The sequence below is a fragment of the Legionella sp. PC1000 genome (assembly GCF_014109805.1).
Classification (GTDB): Bacteria; Pseudomonadota; Gammaproteobacteria; order Legionellales; family Legionellaceae; genus Legionella; species Legionella resiliens.
Window position 1 is genome coordinate 3,881,564 of sequence record NZ_CP059400.1, and the last position, 26,097, is coordinate 3,907,660.

Consider the following 26,097-nt stretch of genomic DNA (forward strand, 5'->3'; position numbering starts at 1 on the left):
AAACCCTAGTACCGTTTTCCATTTAATTTTGACAGGTAGCAATCAGATTGCTTGCAGATTTGTAAGCAAGATGAGTTGCTAACCGTCAAAACTAAATGAAACGGTACACATTTGGAGATAACTGATGAATCTGATACAAATGAGCGATATAGACCTGTCTGGAAAACGGGTGCTAATCCGCGAAGATCTGAATGTTCCAATCAAAGAGGGAATTATTACCAGCGATCAACGATTACAGGCAGCACTACCTACTTTGAATGCTGCTTTGGCTGCTGGCGCTGCAGTTATGGTCTTATCTCATTTAGGTCGTCCCGAAGAGGGAAAAATAGAACGACGTTTTTCCTTGCAACCCATTGCAGAATACTTGAAGGAACATTTGGACTATCCTGTTCATTTCGTAAGTGAGTATCTCAATGGCGTAGACGTTAAACCCGGTGAATTGGTGGTTTGCGAAAACGTACGCTTTAATGTAGGTGAAAAAAATAATGACGAACAGCTGGCAAGAAAACTTGCCAGTCTCTGTGATGTCTTTGTTATGGATGCTTTTGGCACCGCGCATAGAGCCCAAGCCTCTACGTACGGTGTAGCTAAGTATGCATCCGTTGCCGTTGCGGGACCCTTATTGATTCGTGAACTGGATGCTTTGGAAAAAGCACTTGCTGCACCTAAAAAGCCAATTGTTGCAATTGTTGGCGGTGCCAAGGTCTCTACCAAGCTCAGTTTGTTACGCCAGTTAGTCACCCTTGTTGATTATTTAATCCCTGGAGGGGGAATTGCAAATACCTTCCTCAAAGCACAAGGATTTGAAATCGGCGTCTCCCTTTATGAAGAAGGGCTGCTCCAAGAAGCACGTGAAATTCTCCAGTTAGCTAAAGAAAAAGGGTGTCACGTTCCTTTACCAAGTGATGTTGTGGTAGGGAAATCCTTTAGCGAACATTGCCCGGCCTATAATAAATCGTTGCACAACGTTGCCTCTGACGACATGATTCTCGACATTGGTCCTACCACGGTAAGTGAGTATGTAGATATTATTAACGAGGCCAAAACCATTATTTGGAATGGTCCGGTTGGTGTTTTTGAATTTGCACAATTTGCCTATGGAACACGTGCATTGGCTATTGCTATTGCTGAAAGCGATGCGTTTTCAATAGCTGGCGGCGGCGATACGCTAGCAGCGATTGATCTTTATGATCTGAACCAGCAAATTTCTTATGTTTCCACAGGAGGTGGGGCGTTTCTTGAGTGTTTGGAAGGAAAGACCTTGCCAGCTGTTGCCATTTTGCAGGAGCGCGCAAAAGATGTTAAGACAAACTAAAATCGTTGCCACATTAGGGCCATCCAGTAGTGAGCCGGCAATACTTCGTGCCATGTTGACCGCAGGTGTTGATGTGGTACGCATCAATTTTTCCCATGCAGATGCCTCTGCGTTACAACTCATTGCTTTGGTACGCGGAATTGCTGAGGAATTAAATCTGCCATTGGCAGTAATGGCTGATTTACAAGGACCAAAAATCCGCATTGGCCGCTTCAAAAATAAATCCATCACTTTAGTTGAAGGACAGGCCTTTACTTTGGATTGCAATGCCTCCGAATTGTTAGGTGACACGAATGAAGTCTCTGTGGCTTACCCCAGTCTGTCTCGTGAACTGACTCCAGGAGATCATTTACTGCTGAATGATGGTTTAGTTGAATTAGAGGTAAAGAGCATTGCCAATTCCAAAATTCACTGTACTGTCGTTGAAGGCGGTGTCTTAAGTGACTTGAAAGGATTAAATAGAAAAGACGGTGGATTAGCAGCCAGAACCATGACCGACAAAGACAAGCGTGATTTACAAACCGCCATTGAAGCAGAGGTAGATTACATCAGCCTATCCTTTGTAAAAGATGCAGAAGACATTCGTCATGCCCGCGCACTAATGACTCAATTTGGTAAAAAAATACCCGTCATTGCAAAAATTGAACGCACCGAAGCGTTACAATACCTCACTGAAATTATTCAGGAAGCAGATGCAATTATGGTCGCTCGCGGCGATTTAGGTGTTGAAATAGGCGCGGCGGAAGTACCCGCGATTCAAAAACACATCATTGGTGAAGCACGCCGATTGGATAAAGTAGTGATTACCGCTACGCAAATGATGGAATCGATGATTAACAATCCTCAACCTACACGGGCAGAAGTTTCTGATGTTGCCAATGCCATATTGGATGGAACCGATGCAGTGATGTTGTCTGCGGAAACAGCCAGTGGCCAGTTTCCGGTAAAGGTTCTGAGCATGGTTAATAAGATTTGCTTAAGCGCTGAAAAACATGCCAGTTTTTACTATCACAGTTCCGATGAAACCTGTCACTACCGACGCGCAGATCAAGCAATTGCCATGGCAACAATGCACGCAGCCAATCATTTCCCCATTCAGGCAATTATTACTCTGACTGAATCCGGTGATACTGCTTTATGGATATCACGACAACAAAGTACGGTCCCTATTATCGCTGTATCCGCTAATAAGCGGACTATAGGTCGTTTGTGTCTTGCCCATAATGTTTTTCCGGTATTCATGAATTATCATCCTTTAGCTGCCGAAACCTTGAATCAACAAGTGCTTGAGGAATTAATAAGGACAGGCCACCTGGAGAAAAAAGGCTTTGTTTTATTAACTCGCGGTCGAGTAATCGGTACCGCAGGCGGCACGAACAGTATGGAGATTATTCAGGTTTAAATGTAATCTATAATAAGTTCGCTGTTGGTTAAAAACTTGCTTACGTCCCGCGAACAAGCGCGGGACGTAGAAATAAAAAATGAAGCAGGATAAAAGATAGTAGAGGTGGTAATCTCTTAGCTAACTCCAAATACGCATTCAAATCTAACTATGCGGGTGTAGTTCAATGGTAGAACCTCAGCTTCCCAAGCTGATGGCGTGGGTTCGATTCCCATCACCCGCTCAAAATGATTTACTCGCGCTTATCAAACGAGGCTTCCATTTTGGATACAGGGATTTTGCTTTGTAAAAACAATTCAGAAGTAACTCAAAACATCGTTCTGGATACCGCGCATAAAGCGCGGTACGTAGACAGGTTTACACTATTTAAAATGAAGCAGGATAAAAGATAATAGAAGTGGTAATCTCTTAGCTAACCCAATATACGCATTCTAATCTAACTATGCGGGTGTAGTTCAATGGTAGAACCTCAGCTTCCCAAGCTGATGGCGTGGGTTCGATTCCCATCACCCGCTCAAAATGATTTACTCGCGCATATCAAACGAGGCTTCCATTTTGGATACAGGGATTTTGCTTTGTAAAAACAATTCAGAAGTAACTCAAAACATCGTTCTGGATACCGCGCATAAAGCGCGGTACGTAGAGAGGTAGAGGGTTCGTAGAGGTAGAGGGTTCGTAGAGGTAGCGCGGTGGGTAGAGGGGTTTACACTATTTAATAAGAAGCTGCCTCCCAGGCATAAGGCTGGATGGATTCACAAATTCTTTACCCTACGTACCGCGCTTTATGCGCGGTATCCAGTAGATCTGCAGCAAGTTATCTGAATCAATTAACTATTCGGTAATTTCTTCTTTTTTCTCATTCCGAGACAGTCCCAATTTCTCTTTCAAACGTGCTACAACATCGGGATCATACTGTTTTGTAGTTTTATGCTTCACAACAACCGCCGTTGTCTTTACCGGTTGGGCGGGTGCATTCAAAGTATTATACGTTGAGGAGCGTATTGGATAAGTAGGAAAATGATCCTCTGCAGGTGTAGGTGATTGACTCATTATTTTCGCTTGAAAACTTGAACTTTGCTGATTCGAACTGGATTGAGTTGGTTTTTCTGCCTGAACTTTACGAGCGTTTCTTACACTTTTTTCAACACGCTTTTTAATCTTAAGTGCTGCGTGTTCTGCTTCCTCTTCACTCACTGCTCCGACTTCGACACCGTGCAAATCAACGCGTGCTTCTCGCAGCTTCAGGCATGCCAAATAATCAAGTCGACGTGTAAATAAAACCACTGCCTCCCTTAATTTACTTTTGGAAATACCTGCTTCTTCCGCCTTATCCGCATAAAGCAAAATATCATCCATAATCCCCACTTTTAACGGCTGGATTCGTAACGAATTATCGAATGCTGCGGGAAAATTTGCAGCGAGCCACAATAATGCGTCTGTTCGTGCTTTTTTAGACTTATTTTTTTGAGCTTTATTAATAACGGCAGTGCGTGGGTGCAGCTCTTGTCTTCTCATTAGAGTACCCTTGTTAGATATTGAATGTCATATCTGGAAACGAAATCATTCACATTTAGAATGAGCGCACAATGTACAATGTTTAATGATTGTTTGCAAGCACTCTGAATCATGTTTAATAATTGCACATAAAAACTGGAAATCAAGGTAGAAAAATAAACGATGATAGTCCTATAATGAAAGCAGGATTCTTTAATCTGCACGCTGAAGTGATACTAGCTTCGTTGATATATCTGGCCTGATACATCACTTGAAGACTTATGGAGCACATATGAAAATCATACAAAAAATGTTTATACTATTTCTTGCTGTTTTTTTTCCCTGGATCGTGTTCCTAATGAATGATAATCCTGGAGCAGCTTTTGTTTCCTTAGCCTTACAAGCTACGGTAATTGGATGGCCATTTGCAACTATTTGGGCATGGCGAACACACTTTCCCCCCCCAAAAGAAAAAAAATAACTTATTGCATAAAGGAGAACTATGTTAACTCGTGTCATTGTTAATGGATCCAAAGGCAAAATGGGCTCTCTAGCCTGCGAAACCCTGCAAAACCATAAAGAATTTGAATTAGTTGCACAACTTGGCAAAGAAGATGATTTGGCTCAAGCCATCAAAGATACTAAACCTCAAATTGTTGTTGATCTAACTCGCGCAGACTGTGTTCATCAAAATAGCCTCACAATTATCGAGCACGGTGCACATCCTGTTATTGGGACATCTGGACTCCTTCCAGACCAAATTAAAGAATTAACCGCTTTATGTGAAAGCCGCCGCCTGGGTGGAATTATTGTACCTAATTTCTCTATTAGCGCGGTTTTGATGATGCTCTTTGCCGCCAAAGCTGCTGAATACTTACCTGAGGTAGAAATTATTGAAGCACATCATCAACAAAAGCTGGATGCACCGTCTGGAACTGCCTTAAAAACCGCTGAAATGATTGCTGCGGCACGAAAGAACCCTAAGAACAAATTGAATCTCAAAGAATTAATTCCTGGTGCCCGTGGAGGGGAACACTGCGAGGTCAACATTCATTCCTTGCGTTTGCCTGGCATAATTGCCCGCCAACAAGTCATTTTTGGCAGTGTAGGTGAAACACTAACCATTACCGATGACTGCATTGATCGACGGAGCTTTATGCCTGGAATTATTTTGTCATGTCAGAAAGTTACAGGATTATCTACATTGATCTATGGACTTGAGCACCTACTTTAACTGCAGCTGAGTGAAGCGAAGCGCAACTCGGGAGTTAATTTAATATTGACCCGGGTTGCACTTCGCTTCCCCTTGGTGTTTAGTGATAAACAGGGACCTCATTAAGATGCGACTCTTTGGACTTTTTAAACAAGCCGCTCCATTCATCTACTGTCGTTCCAACCAATTCAGCAAAACTAGAATGTTCATTTGACTTTAAAAAGCCACGCAAACGTCCATAAACTGAATTAGTTGCTTCAGTGCGGCTTTCATCGGACTCAGGTCGTTCTGATGCAATATGGAGAATCTTTTCAACCCGAACAATATTATCTTTCCCAGAAGATGGATTCAGCATTAAATCAAAAATTTTCTGTATCCCATCAGGACTGGCCTGCGGCTCAGAAAAGAATACTGCAGACCAACGTGAACTCGAATCTATTGGAACAAACAGGCTTTTCTCATTGATTAATGGATGTAAGGCATCATAAAGCCGATTACAATTTGTTTTCCCTAATTGTCGAGCAACCAAACGACAGAGCAGTGTATTTCCAGGCAGTAAATATTCTTTTACTTTTTTAGAACCGCCAATAAAAATATTTTTCACTTCGTTATCTGTTGCCGCCCTGTCATCATCTTTAAGCGCGCGCTCATTATCCAGACGTTTTTTAATTTCATTGGCTATATCCTCTGGTAAATACCAATCCGGTGTTTTTATTCCCTCGGATCCCGGTGCATTATGCCCCGCGTGTTCATGATGATGACGACTCATATACAGATCCGCAACCAAGGAAACAAAACGAATGCGATTTTCTTTATCCGGAAGTTCATCAAATACAGGCCAGCTTCCATAGAGCTCTTTATACAGAATCATGGCATCAGTATGAATAAGCTCTATAGCCTTCCTATCCTTGCCGCTCACACAAGAACCGTAGGAATGGCCGCCAATGGTCAAAATAATCAGCTGCTCCAAAGAACTCAAAAACAATTCTCTGCCAGCATAATCAAAAATCGTCGCAGTCCCTGGTTTTGACTCTAAAACACTTTTATATTGTTCCAAAAGTGTCTGTAGTCCTGGGGTCGAAGAAACATATTTTTTCGCAACAGCCAATAAATTCAAACTATCTTTATCACTCGACGGAGTATAATAAAGGCGTTTTGCTATGTTATAGGGATGATTGTTTTGGAGGATTGTTTGGGTTTTTGCCCGCCGTTCTACAGCAGCTCGCGCTAATTTATATAGCTCCAAATCCGGAGGTAATGTTGGCAAATAATCCGTTATCAATGTCGGTACATAATCTGCTGCATGAATTGGACTAATCAGTGTTTGTAATATAGCAAGTTGCTCTGACTTGGCATGCTCCATCACTTTAGCAAGATTTGAATCGCTATGGCGCTGTTGCACCGCCTCAGGCCATTCTAATCCATCGCGTGTGGCAATGTGGCTCGAGCGATATCGCTTCTTTGACAACTCACGAATTTCTCCATTACGTTTCACCGCCAATAAACTATGTGCAGCATAATTTGCAGGCAAGGGCAGCGTTCGATGGCGGCTGGATAAAAAGGTAACCGCATCTTCTTCCCGCTCGAACCCTTTAAGTGCATGCTCCAGAAAAAACTGCTGATGATGAGGTAATACCCAGTACCATTGGGGGATGCTTGAAATTTCTCCCACTGAGTCTGCACATTCCCGTTTAAAACTCTCAGAGGTCAGCAATATTTTAAACTGAGCTAAGTTTTTATCCAAAGTATGAGGATCAGCTGCCAAAATGCGCATCATTTCCCTCAGATGTGGGCTCAGCTGATTAAACCAGGCAGGAAGTGGCGAAGATCCCGTAGCAATTTGTTGTAGGTCTGTAGGCAAACTGAGTGCTTTCTTTTTTATTGATTTCCAGTTGAGTAAGAAATCATTAAAATCATGAACCGCATCCGTAAGGCTTACGATTTTTCGATCCAGATTGCAAAAATAAGCTTGTTGATGCTCATTAAGAGTATAAAACCAGGGTGGAGTTTTCGGATGTCCTTCTTTTTTTATTTGCTTTAATTCATTGATAAATTGATCGTAGTAAGGAGGAAGTGACTCGTCGAGCTGGATAATATAGTCTGAATCTTCTCCCAACTTCATTGGCGTTAATGTTGCCAGATCATAGCGCCCCTGACGCATTACGTCATATTGCTCCGCCTCGTTCAAGAGCTCGATTGCTTCTTTGATAGAAGTACCCCATGCCAAAGCAATCACTTCAATTAATTTGGCGGTATATCTTTCTAGCTCCTTATGCAACTCATCCATTGAGCCTTTTGCTTCGAGCGCGCTGTCTTTACATTCAGTTATATAACCTTCTAAAGTGCTTTTGGTTAAAAAGCTGCTCTGCGGAGATAATGGGTATGCATCAAGAAGAAAAGAGAACGCATTTCGAAGACTATTAACCCGGCGCACATAACTGCGGTGATTATCGGGCTTCTGATGGTAAGTTTCTAGAATATAGCCAGGAAAGCGAACTTCTAAGGCCTGGAGCACTTCAGATGTTAATTCGGTACCATAAGGCACACGTAAAATAATTCCTTTTCCCATCGATTAATTTCCTTAACTACTTACCCCGATTCAAAATTACGCCGATGCAGAGCGATTCAAAAAGAGGTTATTTTAGTCCTAATCTCTTCGTTATTATTGTATAAATAATTCCATGAAACAATTACAATAATCACTTAATTTGATAAAAATAATAAAAAGGAGTTTTGCAAATGAGCTACATTGTTCAACATTATATTGGTGGCCAATTAATCAATGAGAATACTACAAGTCACTCTATTTATAACCCTGCTCTGGGAGAAGTGATCGGTCAAGTTCATTTTGCATCTAAATCACTTTGCGATAAAGCAATTGCCACTGCCAAAGAGGCAGGACTGGGGTGGGCACAAACCCCAGCAATTAAAAGAGCACGAATCCTTTTTAAGTTCCGCGATTTATTAGAAAAAAACCAACAGGATCTCGCACGCATCATCACGCGCGAGCATGGTAAGACTTTAGACGATGCCAAAGGTTCTGTAGCACGCGCTATCGAAGTGGTGGAGTTACATTGCGGCCTGGTCAACCAGCTGCAAGGAGATTTTTCCGCTGACGTAACCAATGGAATTGATTGTCATACATTAAGACAACCCATAGGCGTGTGCGCGGGCGTGTCTCCTTTTAATTTCCCAGTTATGGTTCCTGTATGGATGATGATTCCCGCGATTGCTTGCGGCAACACCTTCATCTTGAAACCATCAGAACAAGATCCTTCTGCCCCTGTCCGTTTATTGGAGTTATTAAGTGACGCCGGGTTGCCCAATGGCGTTGCCAACTGCGTGCATGGTGATAAAACAACCGTAGACTACCTACTTGCCCATCCGGATATTGCTGCCTTTACTGCAGTTGCTTCTACACCTGTTGCCCAACACATTTATGCCACAGCCACATCTTATGGAAAACGCGCACATACATTTGGTGGTGCGAAAAACCATTGCATCGTAATGCCTGATGCGGATTTAGATCAAGCTGCTGCTGCAATTGTAGGTGCAGCATATGGTTCTGCTGGCGAACGATGCATGGCCATTTCCGTCGTGGTTGCTGTAGGGGAACATACAGCTGATGCCTTAATTGCAAAAATGACCCCTCAGATCAAAGCAATGCGCATCAATGCAGGTGATGTCCCTGATACCGATATGGGGCCACTGATTAGCGGAGTACACCGAGAAAAAGTCTTGGCAGCCGTAGATAAAGGGATACATGAAGGAGCAAAATTAATCATTGATGGCAGAACATTTAAACATTCTGAACACCCACAGGGTTTCTTCATGGGCCCATGTTTGTTTGATCATGTTCATGAAGACATGTCTATTTATCAAAATGAAATTTTTGGCCCAGTTCTAGTGATTGTTCGTGTGAATCATTTTGATGAGGCGCTTGATCTAGTAAACAGAAACCAGTACGGCAATGGAACTGCAATTTTCACCCGTGATGGATTTAGTGCCCGCGAATACAGCCAACGCGTCCAAGTTGGTATGGTGGGGATCAATATTCCTATTCCTGTCCCTGTTGCCAATCATCCTTTTGGCGGTTGGAAACATTCTTCTTTCGGTGATACCAACATGCATGGACAAGAAAGCATCAATTTCTATACCCGACGCAAAACAGTTACCAGTAAATGGCCTGTGAGCGAAATCAATGAAAGTGCTTTTATTATGCCAACGCATGATTAAAGCAATAGATAGGGAATAATCATGTAGCCTGGGTGAAGGTAAAGCCGTAACCCGGGGATTCAGCATTAATAACCCGGGTTACGCTATGCTGCTCCCAGGTTACATTTGCTACATTTGCACCTTACACGGAGAATTCAATGGCAAAAATAGGATTTGTGGGACTAGGGCATATGGGCTTACCCATGGCCATCAACCTCGTTAAAGCGGGACATCAGGTCACCGGATATGACCTCCAGCAATCTGCATTACAGCATTTTTCTCAATCAGGTGGTCTTATCGCGCAAAACATACATGAAGTCGCCCAAGAAAAAGATGTATTGATTACGATGCTGCAAAATGGGGAACAAGTTTTAAACGTTTGTCATAGCAATAATGGATTGTTCCTAACAGCAAAGAAAGGCGCTTTATATATTGATTGCTCTACCATAGACGTCAACAGTGCCCGTGAGCTGCACCACCTGGCCAAACAATACCAGCTTCACGTGGTTGATGCACCTGTATCTGGCGGGGTAGCCGGAGCAGGAGCTGCTACATTAACGTTCATGGTTGGCGGTGAAGAAGACGCGTTTCATGCTGCGAAGCCTGTCCTGGGAGCTATGGGGCAAAAAATAATTCACACTGGCGGTGCAGGGAGTGGGCAGGCAGCAAAAATATGCAATAACATGGTTCTGGGGATTTCCATGATTGCCATTTCGGAAGCCTTTATTCTCGCAGAACACCTGCAATTGTCTCCGCAAAAACTCTTTGAAGTGGTAAGCAATGCCTCAGGACAATGCTGGGCAATGACCAAATATGCACCTGTTGCAGGCGTTTTAGAAAATGTTCCTGCTAACAATGATTATAAACCTGGATTTGCTGCAGCAATGATGCTTAAGGATTTGCTGCTCAGTCAAGAATCAGCACGCTCAGTCAATGTAAACACTCCTTTAGGGGCTAAAGCAACAGCGATTTACCAGCATTTTATTGACCAAGGTCGGGGCAATTCCGATTTTTCAGCAATTATTAAACTGATTTCCCAAGGTGAAGAGGTATAATATGCATGCTCATTTGCTCAATCCCAAATTAACCCCAACTGAAGATTCAATAACCGAATTTTGGTCTGAAGTGGCTCAACAAACCATAGATTGGCTTCAACCCTGGGATACAGTGCTCACCGGGGGTCTAAAACACGGTGATGTAACCTGGTTTAAAGGTGGAAAATTAAATGTCAGCATGAACTGTTTAGACAGGCATTTACCGCAAAAAGCGAATCAAGCAGCAATTATTTGGGAAGGAGATGATCCAACCCAGCACAAAACCCTGACTTTTGCTGAATTACATGCCGAAGTATGCCGCATGAGTAATGTGCTCAAACAGTTAAAGGTAAAAAAAGGGGATAAAGTAGCTATCTATTTACCCATGATTCCTGAAGCAGCAATTGCCATGCTTGCTTGTACACGTATTGGTGCGGTACACACGGTCATTTTTGCCGGCTTTTCCGCCCATGCATTAAGACAACGCATAACTGCCTCCGAATGTACTTGTCTCATCACTGCAAACCATTTCAGTCGAGGCGGTAAAATAATTGATTTAAAGAAGCAGGTTGATGAAGCATGCTGTGATTTACCCTTGCAGAAGCTCCTCATAAAAACGGGTGATGATTCTGTAGCCTTTGATAAAAATAAAGATTATTGGTGGCATGAGCTTAAAGACGAAGTAAGTGCCCACTGCGATCCCGAACCCATGGATGCAGAAGATCCATTATTTATTTTGTACACTTCTGGAAGCACTGGGCAACCTAAAGGATTAGTCCACACAACCGGAGGGTATCTCGTACAGACAGCGTACACACATCATTTAATCTTTAATTGTCAAGGAGATGAAGTATTTTGGTGTACTGCAGATATAGGATGGGTTACAGGGCATAGCTACGTGGTATATGGCCCTCTTTGTAATGGGATTACAACCTTGATTTATGAAGGGGTTCCCACTTGGCCTAATTCCTCCAGGAATTGGCAAATCATTGATAAGCATCAGGTCAACGTGTTTTATACTGCACCCACGGCGATACGCGCCTTAATGCGTGAAGGCGATGAATGGTTAGCTTCCAGTTCCCGCGATTCCTTGCGATTACTGGGATCCGTGGGAGAACCCATTAATCCTGAAGCCTGGCAATGGTATTATCAAAAAGTAGGACAAAACAGATGTCCAATAGTAGATACCTGGTGGCAAACTGAAACTGGATCAATAATGATTAGTCCCAGAGCCGATGATCTCATTAAAAAACCGGGCTCAGCGCGTCAACCAATTCCAGGCGTCGTTCCTGTATTACTCAATGAACATGGCCATGAAATAACGGGTACTGGCGAAGGTTTTTTAGCAATCAAATACCCTTGGCCCTCTATGGCCAGAACAATTGCTGGCGATCACCAACGTTATTGCTTGACCTATTTACATCATGGTTATTACATAACAGGAGATGGTGCAAAACGAGATGAAGACGGTGATTATTGGATTACGGGACGAGTAGATGATGTAATTAATGTATCAGGGCACCGCTTAGGAACTGCAGAAATTGAAAGTGCTCTGGTGAGCCACCCTGCGGTTGCTGAAGCAGCGGTAGTAGGCATCCCCCATGATCTTAAAGGCCAAGGTATTTATGCCTATGTTCTTTTAAAACAGGATTTCACTGCTGATGACACGTTGAAAAACCAGTTAATCCAGCAGGTTAATAAAGAAATAGGACCGATTGCAAAACCCGATGTCATTCATATTGTTAATGATTTACCTAAAACACGCTCGGGGAAAATCATGCGACGTATCTTGCGCAAAATCGCAGGTAAAGAAATCCAGAGCCTTGATGAATTAGGGGATATATCCACTTTGGCAAATTCACAAATTGTTGAGAAATTGTGGGAGGAATCGAAGCAATCCTAAACAATGCCAATAAATTTCCTCAAAAAATTTTCATCCTACGTACCGCGCTTTATGCGCGGTATCCAGAAAAATGTTTTGCTCTACACCTTAGCCCCGCTTCGAAGACTACATCTCTGGATACCGCGCATAAAGCGCAGTACGTTGGGAGTGCTTAAAAATTCATTATGTAAACCATAGATTCCTCTTTAAATTATCAACTAAATGGATAAAGAAATTCGGTACGTAGGAAGTGCTTAAAAATTCGCATGCAAACCATAGATTCCTCTTTAAATCGTCAACTAAATGAATAAAGAAACTCGGCAAGACTGCCATATTATGGTTTTTCGAAATATGAATAATTTCCTCATAAAATTTTCATCCTACGTACCGCGCTTTATACGCGGTATCCAGAAAAATGTTTTGCTCTACACCTTAGCCCCGCTTCGAAGACTACATCTCTGGATACCGCGCATAAAGCGCAGTACGTTGGGAGTGCTTAAAAATTCATTATATAAACCATAGATCCTCTTTAAATTATCAACTAAATGGATAAAGAAACTCGTTACGTAGGGAGTGATATAAAAATTCCTTGTAATACTGGATTTCTCTTTAAATTTGTGATTATCTCAGCATAAAGCAATAAGAGAAAATTTATTTAATAATAATTACTTTTTTGAACTTTGAGCCTGAAAATCTTGTTCTCTTGAACCTGGACTGGGCTGCAGCCAGGCTACAAAAACACTCGCCCAAAAATTCTCAATTTTTGACCAAATTGTCAAGTAAATGCAAAAAATGTATTGCTTTATAAGCAAAAAACAATTAAAATTAGTGACGTTTTAGCTATAGGTCAGATCCCCTAAAATGCAAGATGCCCCGGATTGTTTTGATTTTTCTCAGCTGTCCTTGGAGGAAATAGCCAAATTACTCCAACGTTTTAGCGTGCGCCTAACTCCCGATGAAGCCCTTACTATTCAGAATTCCTTATTAAAGCGACCACCAACTTATGCGGAATGCATCTTATGGTCCATCCAGGGCTCTGAACATTGTTCTTATAAAAGTAGTCGCAAACACCTTAACCAATTTAACACTAAAGCACCCCACGTCATTCTCGGCCCTAAAGAGGATGCGGGAATTGTTGCCGTAGCCACGGATAAACACAACAGGCGCTATGGCATCGTAGTGAGTCATGAATCACATAACCACCCCTCGCAACTCGTGCCGTTCGAAGGTGCAGCAACCGGAGTAGGCGGGAATGTACGTGATGTCTGTTGTATGGGCGCAGAAGTCATCGCCGTTGCCGACAGTTTACGTTTTGGCGATATTAATCGTCCCAAAACAAAGTGGATACATCAAGGAGTAGTGCAAGGAATTGCAGGTTACGCAAATCCCCTTGGCATCCCCAATTTAGGCGGTGATACTTATTATGATGAAGCCTATAATGAAAACTGTCTGGTCACTGTAGTCACTTTAGGTGTCGTCAGAGAAGATCACATTATTCATTCCTATGCGCCTGCCGATGCAGAAGGCTATCAATTTATATTAGTTGGCAAACCTACAGACAACAGCGGTTTTGGTGGTGCAGCTTTTGCTTCAGCAACACTAAGTGAAGAACAACAAGAGCAAAATAAAGGGGCGGTACAAGAACCTAATGCTTTTTTACAACGCCATATCCTTAAAGCCAATTATGCCATGTTTGAATTCCTCCGCGAAAAAAATCTAATCGACCGCGTTGGCTTCAAAGACCTGGGAGCAGGAGGAATTGCTTGTGCCAGCGTTGAATTGGCAGAAGCCAGCGGATATGGGGCAGAAATCAATCTTGATCTTGTGCCTACCAGCATGAACAATTTATTACCCGCTGTCGTGTTATGTTCTGAAACTCAGGAACGTTTTATGTGGGTTGTTCCCAAAGAACTGGTTGATACATTCCTAAAACATTACAACGAGCGTTTCGCCCTTCCAGAAATCTGCGATGGGGCGCAGGCAACTGTAGTGGGCCAAATAAGACATGATGGCTTATATGTTGTAAAGGCACTAGGAAAAGAAATTGTTTGCGCACGGGCAGAAGACATCACTAAAGGGATTCTTTATGATCGCCCCTTCAGCAGAAAACAAAGCGATTATAGTGAACCAGAATATGTTTCAGTAAATGATTTCAATGCAGAATTACTCAATTTACTTGCTCATGAAAACATTGCCTCACGTGCCCCTATCTATGAAAGTTATGACAAACAGGTTCAAGGTCGTTCCGTCGTTGAACCAGGATGGGCCGATGCTGGAGTTATTACTCCATTTAATGAGGATAAATATCCGGAAGAAATTCGGCGAACCGCTGTGGCCTTATCTGTCGATCATAATCCGCGTTATAACAAAATTGACGCGTATTGGGGTGCGGTTAATGCAGTTGTAGAATCAGTGCGTAACATCATTGCAGTGGGCGCATGGCCTCTTGCTCTAACAGACTGCCTGTGTTTTGGTAATCCCGAAAATGCAGAACAAATGGGTGAGTTTGTTGATTCAGTGCGCGGCATAGTCGATGCATGTGATGCAGTAAAAATGTTTACCGATCGTAATGTAAGCCTACCTATCATCTCAGGAAACGTGTCGCTTTATAATGAATCAGCCCAAGGTGCAATTCCACCGAGTCCTATCATCAGTTGTATTGGCGCGGTTAACGATTATTCCAAAACAATTACCTATGATTTCAAAAAGACCCATTCAGTTCTTGTAATGATTGGGACGCGCAAGGATGAATGTGGCGGTAGTGTGTATTACCAACTACACAATCAGCTGGGCAGCCAATTACCCAAACCAGAACTTGCTGCATTGGCTGATGAAATCTCCGCAGTACATGCAGCCATGCAAGCAGGCCTGGTATTGTCAGCACATGATATTTCCGAAGGTGGGATTGCAGTTGCTCTAGCGGAAATGAGTTTTAAAAATGAAATTGGGATAAATGTTTTTATTCCCGGTGATTTAGCCAATGATAAAAAACTGTTTTCGGAAAGTGGAGGATTTATCCTCGAAGTCTCCCCGGAAAAATTAACTGCGCTGGAACAAATATTTCATAAATATTCTGTACCGTTTCAACCCATAGGTGAAACAACGGCAACCCCAACCTTGATAATCAATTCGGTTATCAATCTATCAATCAGTGCAGCCAAAACTGCCTGGAAAAATGGTTTAGTTGAGAGGCTCATATAATGTCAATTATTGATTACAAAGCTGCAGGTGTAGATATTGAAGCAGGTAATGAAGCAGTTCGTAGCATTAAGAAAGCGGTAGAAAGCACTTTTTCACCGCGAGTACTTACTGGAATTGGCAGTTTCGGCGCCATGTATGATCTCAAAAACCTGCTACAAGATTATGAGCATCCAGTTCTTGTGCAAAGCATTGATGGGGTTGGTACCAAAATGATGGTTGCCAAAATGATGCAAAAATTTGATACCATTGGTATTGATTTAGTAAGTGCCACCACCAATGACATTATTGTTTTGGGAGCAAAACCGCTTACCCTGCTCGACTATATTGCAAATGATAAATTAAAACCCGAAATCATCGAACAAATCATTAAGGGGATGGTCAAAGCCTGCAAAGAAAACCAAATCTCTTTAGTTGGGGGTGAAACAGCCGAAATGCCAGGTACCTATCTACCCGGTGAGCTTGATTTGGTCGGCGTCATTACCGGCGTCGTTGAAAAAAATAAAGCGATTGAAGGAAAAGAGATTTGTGAAGGCGATCTTGTAGTCAGCTTTCCTTCAAGTGGTTTGCATACCAATGGTTATTCACTCGCGAGAAAGTTGCTCTTTGACGTTGCCGGCTATAAGGTTGAGTCGCAATTTCAAGATTTTTCCCACAGCATTGGCGAGGAACTTTTAACACCTCATCTGAACTACACCAGACCGGTTTTAAGTATTTTGGAAAAAAACATTCCTATTAAAGGCATGGCACACATAACAGGTGGTGGGTTGCTGGAAAATATTCCTCGTATTTTGCCCAAACATTGTGGCGTTGAAATCCATAAAAAACTAATTCCCGAATTGCCCATATTTAACCTATTGCGCAAACTGGGGCATCTTGATGATGAACACATGTATCGTACCTTTAATATGGGTGCAGGTTTAGTACTTTTTATAGCACCAGAAACACTCGCTGCTGTTCGCGAAGTACTCCGTGATTTTCCTACTTTCCCTCTTTATGAAATTGGACACGTCGTAAGAGGAGAGCAAAAGGTGAAGCTGTTATGATACGCATTGGCTTAATTCAATTTCCAGGATCCAATTGTGAACGCGAAACAGCGCTTGCTGTGAAACGTGTGGGCATGGAGCCTGTTGAGTTCTTATGGAATGAATCCTTAGAGAAACTGCGTAATCTGGATGGTTATATTCTTATTGGGGGGTTTTCCTACGAAGATCGCTCCCGCGCAGGAATTATTGCCGCCCTGGATCCCGTAATTCAAGAAATCAAAGCACAAAGCGAACAAGGGAAACCTGTCGTGGGGATCTGCAATGGCGCGCAAATACTCGTTGAATCCGGTTTAGTACCTGGGTTTAATCAGAATGATATCAGTATGTCGCTCACGGAAAATAAGCGTATTGCCAATGGAAAAATAGTAGGCACAGGTTTTTATAATGCCTGGGTGCACATGCGCTTGGCAGAAAATCATCAACATAATGCGTTTACCCGCCATCTTAAACCTACGGATTTAGTCCATCTCCCTATTGCTCACGCGCAAGGACGGTTTCTTATACCGGACTCTTTGTTAAAAGAAATCGAGCAACACGGTTTAAATTTATTTCAATATTGTGATGCTGAAGGAAATGTCATTGATAATTTTCCCATTAATCCAAATGGCTCTGCCGGGAATATTGCTGCAATTACCAATCAGGCCGGTAACGTAATGGCAATGATGCCTCATCCTGAGCGCACGCTTAATGGTGATCCTATTTTTGCATCTATGCGTGATTATATAAAGGAACGTCAATGTAGCCTTGAAGAAGGTGAAGGCATTCCGACCAACCTGCGCTCCACGGCTTGTCCGCGGAGTCCAGAAGGCTTGCTAGGATTGGATTCCGCAAACAAGTCGCGAGACGTAGTGGACGGAATGAAGGTCACCCCCACAAATTTCAGCAAAATCCCAAACAGCCATATCTGCCTTGTCAAACTGATTATCACCGATAACCAAGCTTTGACCGTACAAAAAACGTTAAGACGATTAGGTTTTCCAGTAACGGTGAATCGATTTGAGCATTGGGAAGTTGTATGTGATTCTGCAGAACAGTTTGCCCAACTCAAAAATACTGGACTTTTGTATTCCGATCGGAAAGAACGAGAAGTTGTCGCAGGCGAGCTTGGCTCGCAAAATGCTTTAGCTTATCTTGTTCGCGCAAAAGAAGACTTAAAAGGGCAACAAACATTACAAACGCTTAATACCCACTATACAGTACAAAAAATAAATAAGATAAGACATGGTGTCTTATGGCAGTTTACCAGCGATGAAACCAATGTCTCTGCGCTAATAGACCATATTTTGTTAACTCACATTATCGGGAACCCTTATGCTCATGAATGCTACCGCTACGAACACTCGTTATGACAATGAAATTCGAGACGCTTTAGCTTTTTGCCTTGATCAAACGAATCTGCCTGTAGGTAGAAAGTATCAAGGAAAAGTAAGAGATTCGTATGATCTTGGTGATGCCATCATGCTCATTACTACGGATAGGCTCACTGCGTTTGATAGACATCTCGCACTCATTCCTTATAAAGGGGCGGTACTTAATTTAACGAGTGCCTGGTGGTTTGAACAAACTAAAAACCTTATCCCTAACCACATTATTGCTGTCCCCGATCCTAATGTCGTTATTGCCAAAAAATGCACTGTTTTTCCGATTGAGTTTGTAATCAGAGGTTATATCAGCGGCACAACAAGTACTTCTTTATGGACTCAATATCAAAATGGAGTACGTAACTATTGTGGCATTACTTTTCCTGAAGGATTAAGTAAAAATCAAAAACTGGAACACCCTGTTTTAACCCCGACAACCAAAGAAAAAATTCACGATCGCCCCATTGCTCCAGCTGAAATTGTTTCTGAAGGGTGGATGGCTGAAGAAGATTGGCTCGAAGCCAGTGCTTTGGCCCTTAAACTCTACGAACGTGGCGCTGAAATTGCTAAAAATCATGGTTTGATTTTAGTAGATACCAAATATGAATTTGGCCGCGATGCAGAGGGAAAAATTATTGTAGTTGACGAAATTCACACTCCTGATTCCAGTCGTTATTGGTTGGCTGATAGCTATCAAGAACGCATTGCAGCCGGATTGGAGCCAGAAAATATTGATAAAGAATTTTTACGCTTATGGTTTGCAAAAAATTCAGATCCTTATCACGATGAGCACCTTCCACAAGCACCACAAGAATTAATTGAAGAACTCTCATCACGCTATATTCAGTTGTATGAACGAATCACAGGTAAAAAGTTCAATTTTGCAGAACATAAAGAACCTGCTGAGCAACGGATCATGCGTCATATTGCAAATTACTTGGGGTAGCATAACCAAATGTGTGGAATAGTAGGTATTTACAGTCATGAACCAGTAGCCTTCGAATTGTATGAGAGCCTGATTCACTTGCAGCACCGAGGGCAAGATGCTGCTGGCATCCTGACCTGTGATCAGCGTTTCTATACGAAACATGGATTAGGTTTGGTGCGCGAAATTTTTACTCCTGAGAATGTTTCTGTGTTGCAGGGAAATATTGGCATTGGTCATGTACGTTACCCTACTGCCGGCGGCTATACGGCAACGGATGTCCAACCGTTATGGATTGGCAGCCCGCGAGGTATTGCACTTGCTCATAATGGCAATCTGTCCAATTACCAGGAACTGGCTGATGACATTCGTTTAAAGCAACATCGCCACCTTAATTCTACACTTGATTCTGAAGCCCTGTTACTCATGCTGGCGGATAATCTGGCCAGTAATGCGTCCAGTAACGAGGAAAATAATGACAGCTTTTTCGAATTACTGACTCAAGCCGTCGCGCATATTTTTGAACGAATTGATGGAGCTTATTCCATTGTGTCTGTGATTATTGGCAAGGGACTTGTTGCTTTCCGTGATCCTCATGGCATTCGCCCTCTGGTTTGGGGAACGCGTGAAAATCCAGATGGAACCATAGACACTATTTTTGCATCAGAAACCACACCCTTTTATGCTTTAGGCTTTGAACCCAAGGGAGATATTTTACCCGGTGAAGTAGCCTATGTGGATCTTAACGGGAAATTACACCGTCGTGTTCTGAGAACCGAAGAATTTAGACCCTGTGTGTTCGAGTATGTTTATTTTGCCCGTCCGGATGCAACACTCAATAACGTAAGCGTATACCGGGCCCGTCTACGTATGGGACAAAATCTGGCGCTTCAGTGGAAGAAACAATACCCTGATCTCATACCGGATGTCGTAATTCCGGCTCCTTTCACTGCAAATACAGCAGCTTTGTCTTTTGCCCATGAGTTAGGCATCAGGTATTCTGAGGGTTTGTATAAGAATCCTTTTATAGGCCGTACGTTTATCATGCCTAATCAAAAGGCAAGAAGCCGGAATATCCGCTACAAATTAACGCCACAGCGAACTGAAATTAAAAATAAATCCGTTATGATTATCGACGACAGTATTGTCCGGGGAACAACTTCTCGAGAAATAGTCAAAATGGTAAGAGAGTCTGGTGCCAAGAACATTTATTTTGCTTCCACATCTCCAGCACTTAAAAATCCTTGTTTTAGCGGGATTGATATTCCCTCTCGCAAAGAGCTAATTGCCGCCAATCAAAGTGAAGCTGAAATTGCCGCTTATCTTGGTGTTGATGTTTTACTCTATCAGTCACATGAAGATTTGATTGAAGCAGTAACCCGTCGTGGGGACCATCAAATCAAAAAACCCTGCATGGCGTGTATGGACGGCGATTATTTTTGTAAAAAATTAACTGCAGAAAAAATGAAACAGCTCGAGCTGCAGCGAGAAACAAGCAGACTGAGCACCCCTGAAAAAAAAGAGGACATCATTGAATGAACATTCTTGTTATCGGTTCTGGCGCACGTGAGCATGCACTCATCAAAGCATTACACCGTTCCCCACAAAATACTTCATTGTTTTGTTATGGCACAGCAATCAATCCAGGAATCCATAAGTTAACAGCCCAATATTGTGCAGGCGATATTACCGATTGCGCTGCGGTAGTATCCATGGCAAAACTCTGGGGGATTGAATTAGCAATTATCGGTCCAGAAGCACCGCTTGAAAAAGGAATGGCTGATGCATTATGGCAAGCAGGAATCCCCACGATTGGCCCGAAAAAAGAATTGGCACAAATAGAAACCTCAAAAGAATTTGCGCGTGATCTCATGCAAAAACATCACATTGCAGGTTTACCGCGTTATCAAAAATTCGCAACACTGAATCACGTCGAAACGTTTCTTAATGAACTCGGTGAAGGCAATTATGTGATTAAAGCAAATGGCTTGATGGGGGGTAAAGGCGTAAAAGTTGCAGGAGAACATCTGCATTCAATTACTGAAGCCTTGAGTTTTTGCCAGGAAATTCTCGATAAAAAGCAGACGATTCTTATTGAAGAAAAACTCATTGGGCAGGAATTTTCCTTCATGTGTTTCGCGGATGGCAAAAAACTTATTCCTATGCCTTTAGTCCAGGATCACAAACGCGCTTATAACGATGATAAAGGTCCCAATACCGGTGGTATGGGAAGTTATTCAGACACCGATCATCGTTTGCCTTTTTTAACTGCAAAGGATGTACAAGAAGCTCTAGCGATCAACAATGCCGTCTTCCAGGCTTTATCTGCTGATTGCGGTGAACCTTATATTGGCATTTTATATGGCAGTTTTATTGCCACCAAAAATGGAATTTATGTCATCGAATTCAATGCCCGCTTTGGTGATCCTGAAGCATTAAACGTCTTATCCATTTTGGAATCTGATTTTGTGGCGATCTGCCAAGCCATGGTCAACAACACCCTTACAGAAAATAAAGTCACCTTCTTGAAAAAGGCTACTGTGTGCAAATATACGGTTCCTGAAGGCTACCCAGATGCACCAAAGAAAAACTTTGCTGTGGATTTCTCAAAAGTAGTCTGCCAAGACCATCTATATCTTTCTTCAGTAAATCAGGTCAATCAGCAAATTATTGCTGAAGGTTCGCGCACTGCGGCCTATGTTGGCATTGCCGATTCAATTTTTGCTGCAGAAATGAACGCTGAGGATGAAATTTCATTAATTGAAGGTCCTTTATTTCATCGTCAGGATATAGGCACAAAAAAATTAATTCAGCAACGCATTGAGCATATGCAAAGGATACGCGCCTCATGATTCGCATCGCTGTCCTCGGCTCAACTCGAGGTACTAATCTTAATGCCCTTGTTGCTGCAATAAAGCAACAGCATTTATCTGCATCCATCGAGCTGGTCCTGAGCAATAAAGCAGACGCGCTCATTTTGGAAAAAGCAGCGAGTTTTGGAATTAAACCCATATTTGTTAATCCTCAAGGCTTAAGTCGCGTCGCTTTTGATCATGAGCTGTCCGAAATACTCAAGTTCCATCAAATAGAACTTGTTGTATTAATTGGTTATATGCGCATCTTATCCAGCGAATTTGTTAGCAACTGGGAAAATAAAATAATCAATATTCATCCATCCTTACTGCCTGCTTATGCAGGGTTAATGAATCTCGATGTACACCAAGCCGTTATCGATGGCGCTGAGGTCGAAACGGGATGCACAGTACATTTTGTTACCGAACAAGTAGATGCTGGCCCCATTATTTTGCAAAAAAAATGTCCGGTTTTACCCGATGATACCCCAGAGATTTTGAAAACCAGAGTACAAGAATTGGAAGGACCTGCTTTGGTTGAAGCAATAAAAATTATTGCAACCGATAAAACACGAGTTTCACATCATAGCCCCCAGGCAACGAATGAAATTAAGATAAATCAATAACGAGGGAATTATGTCTAATATACTTGTATCAATACTTATGGGTTCAAAATCTGATTGGACCATTATGGAAGAAGCCAGCCTGACTTTAGAAAAATTCAACATTCCCCATGAAGTCCGCGCATTATCAGCCCATCGTACTCCTGATGCTTTGTTTGACTACCTTAAATCTGCAGAACAACGTGGTGTGGAAATTTTTATCGCTGCAGCAGGGGGCGCAGCTCATTTGCCAGGTGTTGTTGCTGCCAAAACAATGATACCTGTTTTGGGTGTACCTATGCCTTCATCAACGTTTATTAATGGTCTTGATGCCCTTTTATCCATCGTGCAAATGCCTGCAGGAATCCCAGTAGGTACTCTCGCTGTAGGTAAAGCGGGGGCAATTAATGCTGCTATTTTAGCGGTTACGATATTAGGTAATAAATATCCTGTGTATCGGGATGCAATTAAACAATATCGTGCGGCTCAAGCAGAGAAAGTACTGGAAAATGCAGAAATTAAGGGATAACTCAAGAAAGAATCATGGAAAATGCATTTCACCCTGTAATCTTACAGGGTGATTACGAGATACTTATGTATACAGCATTATTTGAAGTGAATGGCCTACAGTAAAATCCACATCTGCAATTTTTAAAAGATAAATATAATCTATTATAGCCAGCTACGTTAAATCAAACCATTGATTGAGCAAAGCGATCAATTCCCCGACCCCTTCTTTTTTCAAAGAAGAAAAGGACTGCACCGTAATCAAATGTGTCGCTAATTCATAATGCTTACGCACTTTAGACATTGTATTTTTTACATCACTACGGCTTAATTTATCTGATTTAGTCAATAAAATATGTACTGGGAGCTCGCGCTCCAAAGCCCAGTCAATCATCATCAAATCCAAATCCTTTAAGGGATGACGAATATCCATTAGTAAGATCAGACCCTTCAAGCTTCGCCTGACTTCAAGATAATGGGCTAGGTTTTTTTGCCAATCCATTTTTACTTGCAAAGCAACTTTGGCGTAACCATAACCGGGTAAATCGACAAGGCGGCGTGCTTCATCGATTTCAAATAAGTTAATTAATTGCGTACGTCCGGGTGTTTTACTGGTTCGCGCCAAATTTTTGATACCGGTTAAGCAATTCAAGGCACTTGATTTTCCTGCATTTGAGCGGCCAGCAAAAGCAACCTCATATCCTGAATCCTCAGGTAAATGAGACACGCGTGCTGCACTTTTTAAGAATACTGCTTTAGAATAGGGATTATTTAACATAAGAATCATAAAATTTTGGTATTTCAACCAAGGCAGTGTACCATTACTTCGTGAATTTATTATGAGAAATCGATGAAAAAATTTGTACTCACTTTTATTCTATTTATCCCATTAGTCCTTTTTGCCCAAGAAAATCCCTCCGAAATGAAAAAAGCAGTAGTTTGTACTGCATGCCATGGTCAAGAAGGTAACAGTGCAAATCCCGAATGGCCTAATATTGCGGGACAGCATCCCAAATATTTTATAAAACAACTGCACGACATGAAAAACAGCGACTTACGTGATGCACCTACAATGAAGGCTCTTGTTGCCACATTAACCGAGCAAGATGTGGATGACTTGGCAGTATATTATGCTAAAATGCCTCTTGCTCAAGGCAGCACACCCGAACAATTTCTTAAACGGGGTGAGCAAATCTACCGCGGGGGAGATTTTGCAAAAAGGATTACTGCGTGTATTGCTTGCCATGGCCCTAAAGGTACAGGTAATGCCCAAGCTGGCTTCCCGGTACTTTCAGGCCAACATGCTGCTTATACTGTGTTGCAATTAAATGCATTTAAAGACGGTAAGAGAAAAAATGATTTAAACCATATCATGCAAGATATTAGCAGCAGAATGAGCCCAGATGATATGGAGGCAGTTGCACATTATATTGAAGGCTTACATTAGGGAACTAAACTATGTTAAAAAAATTAATCGCTGTATTTTTTCTTTTTCCAGCAATGGCTTTAGCCGCATCATTTGTGGAAGGTAAAGATTATCAAGTCGTTACCAATCCTCAGGCAACAACTAATAAAAATAAAACCCCAATCATCGAAGAGTTTTTTAGTTATGGTTGCCCATGGTGTTACAAAATAGAAGCGCCGTTGGATGCATGGGTTAGTAAAATGGGTAATAACATTCAATTCGAGCGTGTCCCGGTGGTATTCAAACCATCCTGGGAACTCTATGCTAAAGCCTACTACACCGCAAAGACTCTAGCGCTTTCTGATAAAATGAATCCTTTACTCTTTAAAGCCATACAGGAAGACAGAAAGCCCCTGGATTCAAAACAAGCGATGATCAATTTCTTTGTGACTCAAGGCGTCGATAAAGAAATTGCAAAAAGTGCTTTTGAAAATTCCCCAGCAATTGATATGCGTGTGCAAAATGGGATGAGTCTCATGGGAACTTATCAAATCAATGCCGTTCCTGCCTTCGTAGTGAATAATAAATATAAGACTGACTTACAAATGGCCGGCAACTCTGAGCGTTTATTAGAAATATTGAATTACCTTTCTCGAAAAGCTTAAGCTCTCATTGAACGCGTAGCTCATTTTTGCATATATTGAGTGGGTTAAACTTCGCGGTAAAATTAATTTAATTCTTTTTTTATTTTGCATTGTAGTCTGGATTCCGCGCATAAAGCGCGGAACGTAGGCCTTTTGATGTTATATTATGTCTGTCTTTGAAATCTGTTTACCTAAAGAACCAAACAGGACAAATAAAAACGGACATAAAACCACTTTCTTTGCCTACTCTACTTGCCGTGCTTTATGCACGGCATCCAGTCGATCTTGCATGAAAGACTGGAGCAGGATTTTTGCGCATAAGCCGCTTGATTTATACCCTGTTTTTAGATGCGTTTTACCTGATGTATTTAGTTTATTGTTTTAAAAATTCGCGCCCCAATAGCCGCAATATGTTTCCACAATTTTCAGTGGAATAAAAAAAATAAAGCTTGTTACTATAAATACCGAAGCTTTAATCCGGGTAAAACCATATCCGTAATTTACAATGGCGCAGGGTAGAAAAGGAACTAAACGACACAAAGCAAGTGATTTCCATCCATAAGAATCCAGTCGTTTTAGCCAACTATCTAATTGTTGTCTCTTTTTGACTGATAACCAGTCTAGCCCTACATGACGACTAATCATAAATGCAATTACCGCACTGAGTAGTGCGCTCAATAAATTCAGTACCAATCCCCAATAAAATCCAAATAAAGCCCCTGCTGCAAGAATAATTGGTAGGTTTGGTAAAAATAATAGAGAGGCAAAACAATAAAGTAAGCAAAAACCAATAAACGCTGGATAGCCTAATGTACGCAACCAATAGATTAGAGAAGGAATTTCATGCTGAAAAAACCAGGCAACAGTTATTAAGACAATAACTATCCCGCATTTAAGCCATCTAAAGCCTTCATTGATTTTCATAAATGATGAAAGAGGTCTATTCAATAATAATTATGTCAAGAGATTACTATTGCGTCAAACCAAGTCATTTAATTTAAA

General features: G+C 41.9%; 21 protein-coding genes and 2 tRNA genes. 19 read left to right on the forward strand and 4 right to left on the reverse strand.

The window, feature by feature from the left end:
- Positions 1-124: 124 nt before the first annotated feature.
- The 4 genes from FOLKNPGA_RS17020 (at position 125) to FOLKNPGA_RS17035 (ending at position 3,232) form a co-directional block, all read left to right on the forward strand.
- Positions 125-1,315: a phosphoglycerate kinase gene (locus FOLKNPGA_RS17020; protein WP_182351006.1), complete on the forward strand. Its 1,191-nt coding sequence runs from the start codon at positions 125-127 to the stop codon at positions 1,313-1,315.
- Positions 1,299-2,717 (forward strand): pyruvate kinase, encoded by a 1,419-nt coding sequence (gene pyk / locus FOLKNPGA_RS17025; RefSeq protein WP_182351007.1) that lies wholly within the window; start codon positions 1,299-1,301, stop codon positions 2,715-2,717. The genes FOLKNPGA_RS17020 and pyk overlap by 17 nt, the downstream gene beginning before the upstream one ends.
- A 152-nt stretch (positions 2,718-2,869) precedes the next feature.
- A tRNA-Gly gene (locus tag FOLKNPGA_RS17030) sits at positions 2,870-2,940 on the forward strand.
- 221 nt (positions 2,941-3,161) lie between these two features.
- A tRNA-Gly gene (locus FOLKNPGA_RS17035) sits at positions 3,162-3,232 on the forward strand.
- A 316-nt stretch (positions 3,233-3,548) separates the two neighbouring features.
- On the opposite strand, the gene FOLKNPGA_RS17040 is transcribed toward FOLKNPGA_RS17035, so the two are convergent.
- The gene (locus FOLKNPGA_RS17040; RefSeq protein ID WP_182351008.1) at positions 3,549-4,232 is read right to left on the reverse strand and encodes a ProQ/FinO family protein; all 684 of its coding nucleotides are present in this window, start codon (positions 4,230-4,232) and stop codon (positions 3,549-3,551) included.
- 271 nt (positions 4,233-4,503) lie between these two features.
- Here FOLKNPGA_RS17040 and FOLKNPGA_RS17045 point away from each other — a divergent pair, with 271 nt between their 5' ends.
- Together FOLKNPGA_RS17045 and dapB are read left to right on the forward strand one after the other, a co-directional pair.
- Positions 4,504-4,692, forward strand: coding sequence for a hypothetical protein (locus tag FOLKNPGA_RS17045; RefSeq protein WP_182351009.1), 189 nt, complete (start codon positions 4,504-4,506; stop codon positions 4,690-4,692).
- Between the two features lie 21 nt (positions 4,693-4,713).
- Entirely contained in the window at positions 4,714-5,445 is a 732-nt protein-coding gene (dapB, locus tag FOLKNPGA_RS17050; protein ID WP_182351010.1) for a 4-hydroxy-tetrahydrodipicolinate reductase, read from the forward strand.
- A 79-nt stretch (positions 5,446-5,524) separates the two neighbouring features.
- Here dapB and FOLKNPGA_RS17055 read toward each other — a convergent pair whose 3' ends face one another.
- A complete protein-coding gene (locus tag FOLKNPGA_RS17055) occupies positions 5,525-7,993 on the reverse strand; it encodes an oxidoreductase (RefSeq protein ID WP_182351011.1) in 2,469 nt (822 codons plus the stop codon).
- Positions 7,994-8,163: 170 nt separating this feature from the next.
- Here FOLKNPGA_RS17055 and FOLKNPGA_RS17060 point away from each other — a divergent pair, with 170 nt between their 5' ends.
- The 11 genes from FOLKNPGA_RS17060 (at position 8,164) to purE (ending at position 23,068) form a co-directional block, all read left to right on the forward strand.
- Positions 8,164-9,660, forward strand: a complete 1,497-nt coding sequence (locus FOLKNPGA_RS17060; protein ID WP_182351012.1) for a CoA-acylating methylmalonate-semialdehyde dehydrogenase — start codon at positions 8,164-8,166, stop codon at positions 9,658-9,660.
- A gap of 137 nt (positions 9,661-9,797) precedes the next feature.
- A complete protein-coding gene (gene mmsB / locus FOLKNPGA_RS17065) occupies positions 9,798-10,694 on the forward strand; it encodes a 3-hydroxyisobutyrate dehydrogenase (protein WP_182351013.1) in 897 nt (298 codons plus the stop codon).
- A gap of 1 nt (position 10,695) precedes the next feature.
- Positions 10,696-12,576 carry an acetate--CoA ligase gene (gene acs / locus FOLKNPGA_RS17070; protein WP_182351014.1) on the forward strand — a complete coding sequence of 627 codons (1,881 nt, stop codon included), beginning with the start codon at positions 10,696-10,698 and terminating at the stop codon, positions 12,574-12,576.
- An 840-nt stretch (positions 12,577-13,416) separates the two neighbouring features.
- Positions 13,417-15,756 carry a phosphoribosylformylglycinamidine synthase subunit PurL gene (gene purL, locus FOLKNPGA_RS17075; RefSeq protein ID WP_182351015.1) on the forward strand — a complete coding sequence of 780 codons (2,340 nt, stop codon included), beginning with the start codon at positions 13,417-13,419 and terminating at the stop codon, positions 15,754-15,756.
- The gene (gene purM / locus FOLKNPGA_RS17080; protein ID WP_182351016.1) at positions 15,756-16,799 is read left to right on the forward strand and encodes a phosphoribosylformylglycinamidine cyclo-ligase; all 1,044 of its coding nucleotides are present in this window, start codon (positions 15,756-15,758) and stop codon (positions 16,797-16,799) included. The genes purL and purM overlap by 1 nt, the downstream gene beginning before the upstream one ends.
- Positions 16,796-18,148, forward strand: coding sequence for a phosphoribosylformylglycinamidine synthase I (gene purQ / locus FOLKNPGA_RS17085; protein ID WP_182351017.1), 1,353 nt, complete (start codon positions 16,796-16,798; stop codon positions 18,146-18,148). Before purM ends, purQ begins: the two co-directional genes overlap by 4 nt.
- Complete coding sequence (locus FOLKNPGA_RS17090; RefSeq protein WP_182351018.1) at positions 18,111-19,106, forward strand: phosphoribosylaminoimidazolesuccinocarboxamide synthase; 996 nt, start codon at positions 18,111-18,113, stop codon at positions 19,104-19,106. Before purQ ends, FOLKNPGA_RS17090 begins: the two co-directional genes overlap by 38 nt.
- 9 nt (positions 19,107-19,115) lie before the next feature.
- Positions 19,116-20,624 (forward strand): amidophosphoribosyltransferase, encoded by a 1,509-nt coding sequence (gene purF, locus FOLKNPGA_RS17095; RefSeq protein WP_182351019.1) that lies wholly within the window; start codon positions 19,116-19,118, stop codon positions 20,622-20,624.
- Positions 20,621-21,937: a phosphoribosylamine--glycine ligase gene (purD, locus tag FOLKNPGA_RS17100; RefSeq protein ID WP_182351020.1), complete on the forward strand. Its 1,317-nt coding sequence runs from the start codon at positions 20,621-20,623 to the stop codon at positions 21,935-21,937. Before purF ends, purD begins: the two co-directional genes overlap by 4 nt.
- Positions 21,934-22,563, forward strand: coding sequence for a phosphoribosylglycinamide formyltransferase (gene purN / locus FOLKNPGA_RS17105; protein WP_182351021.1), 630 nt, complete (start codon positions 21,934-21,936; stop codon positions 22,561-22,563). Before purD ends, purN begins: the two co-directional genes overlap by 4 nt.
- A 10-nt stretch (positions 22,564-22,573) precedes the next feature.
- Positions 22,574-23,068 (forward strand): 5-(carboxyamino)imidazole ribonucleotide mutase, encoded by a 495-nt coding sequence (gene purE / locus FOLKNPGA_RS17110; protein WP_182351022.1) that lies wholly within the window; start codon positions 22,574-22,576, stop codon positions 23,066-23,068.
- A gap of 153 nt (positions 23,069-23,221) precedes the next feature.
- Here the strand turns inward: purE and yihA are convergent, their stop codons facing one another.
- Positions 23,222-23,824, reverse strand: a complete 603-nt coding sequence (gene yihA, locus FOLKNPGA_RS17115; protein WP_182351023.1) for a ribosome biogenesis GTP-binding protein YihA/YsxC — start codon at positions 23,822-23,824, stop codon at positions 23,222-23,224.
- A 72-nt stretch (positions 23,825-23,896) separates the two neighbouring features.
- Between yihA and FOLKNPGA_RS17120 the strand changes: the two genes are divergently transcribed.
- Together FOLKNPGA_RS17120 and FOLKNPGA_RS17125 are read left to right on the forward strand one after the other, a co-directional pair.
- A complete protein-coding gene (locus FOLKNPGA_RS17120) occupies positions 23,897-24,493 on the forward strand; it encodes a cytochrome c (protein WP_182351024.1) in 597 nt (198 codons plus the stop codon).
- An 11-nt stretch (positions 24,494-24,504) separates the two neighbouring features.
- Positions 24,505-25,116, forward strand: coding sequence for a thiol:disulfide interchange protein DsbA/DsbL (locus tag FOLKNPGA_RS17125; RefSeq protein ID WP_182351025.1), 612 nt, complete (start codon positions 24,505-24,507; stop codon positions 25,114-25,116).
- A 360-nt stretch (positions 25,117-25,476) separates the two neighbouring features.
- Here FOLKNPGA_RS17125 and FOLKNPGA_RS17130 read toward each other — a convergent pair whose 3' ends face one another.
- Positions 25,477-26,019, reverse strand: coding sequence for a TVP38/TMEM64 family protein (locus FOLKNPGA_RS17130; RefSeq protein ID WP_182351026.1), 543 nt, complete (start codon positions 26,017-26,019; stop codon positions 25,477-25,479).
- Positions 26,020-26,097 lie beyond the last annotated feature (78 nt).

Bases quoted from the DNA above. Each gene is read 5' to 3' on its own strand.
- FOLKNPGA_RS17020 (WP_182351006.1), top strand. From the start codon at position 125: ATGAATCTGATACAAATGAGCGATATAGACCTGTCTGGAAAACGGGTG.
- purL (WP_182351015.1), top strand. From the start codon at position 13,417: ATGCAAGATGCCCCGGATTGTTTTGATTTTTCTCAGCTGTCCTTGGAG.
- FOLKNPGA_RS17090 (WP_182351018.1), top strand. From the start codon at position 18,111: ATGCTCATGAATGCTACCGCTACGAACACTCGTTATGACAATGAAATT.
- yihA (WP_182351023.1), bottom strand. From the start codon at position 23,824: ATGTTAAATAATCCCTATTCTAAAGCAGTATTCTTAAAAAGTGCAGCA.
- purN (WP_182351021.1), top strand. From the start codon at position 21,934: ATGATTCGCATCGCTGTCCTCGGCTCAACTCGAGGTACTAATCTTAAT.
- FOLKNPGA_RS17120 (WP_182351024.1), top strand. From the start codon at position 23,897: ATGAAAAAATTTGTACTCACTTTTATTCTATTTATCCCATTAGTCCTT.
- purE (WP_182351022.1), top strand. From the start codon at position 22,574: ATGTCTAATATACTTGTATCAATACTTATGGGTTCAAAATCTGATTGG.
- purM (WP_182351016.1), top strand. From the start codon at position 15,756: ATGTCAATTATTGATTACAAAGCTGCAGGTGTAGATATTGAAGCAGGT.
- pyk (WP_182351007.1), top strand. From the start codon at position 1,299: ATGTTAAGACAAACTAAAATCGTTGCCACATTAGGGCCATCCAGTAGT.
- FOLKNPGA_RS17055 (WP_182351011.1), bottom strand. From the start codon at position 7,993: ATGGGAAAAGGAATTATTTTACGTGTGCCTTATGGTACCGAATTAACA.
- purQ (WP_182351017.1), top strand. From the start codon at position 16,796: ATGATACGCATTGGCTTAATTCAATTTCCAGGATCCAATTGTGAACGC.
- acs (WP_182351014.1), top strand. From the start codon at position 10,696: ATGCATGCTCATTTGCTCAATCCCAAATTAACCCCAACTGAAGATTCA.
- mmsB (WP_182351013.1), top strand. From the start codon at position 9,798: ATGGCAAAAATAGGATTTGTGGGACTAGGGCATATGGGCTTACCCATG.
- FOLKNPGA_RS17040 (WP_182351008.1), bottom strand. From the start codon at position 4,232: ATGAGAAGACAAGAGCTGCACCCACGCACTGCCGTTATTAATAAAGCT.
- FOLKNPGA_RS17125 (WP_182351025.1), top strand. From the start codon at position 24,505: ATGTTAAAAAAATTAATCGCTGTATTTTTTCTTTTTCCAGCAATGGCT.
- FOLKNPGA_RS17130 (WP_182351026.1), bottom strand. From the start codon at position 26,019: ATGAAAATCAATGAAGGCTTTAGATGGCTTAAATGCGGGATAGTTATT.
- purD (WP_182351020.1), top strand. From the start codon at position 20,621: ATGAACATTCTTGTTATCGGTTCTGGCGCACGTGAGCATGCACTCATC.
- purF (WP_182351019.1), top strand. From the start codon at position 19,116: ATGTGTGGAATAGTAGGTATTTACAGTCATGAACCAGTAGCCTTCGAA.
- FOLKNPGA_RS17060 (WP_182351012.1), top strand. From the start codon at position 8,164: ATGAGCTACATTGTTCAACATTATATTGGTGGCCAATTAATCAATGAG.
- FOLKNPGA_RS17045 (WP_182351009.1), top strand. From the start codon at position 4,504: ATGAAAATCATACAAAAAATGTTTATACTATTTCTTGCTGTTTTTTTT.
- dapB (WP_182351010.1), top strand. From the start codon at position 4,714: ATGTTAACTCGTGTCATTGTTAATGGATCCAAAGGCAAAATGGGCTCT.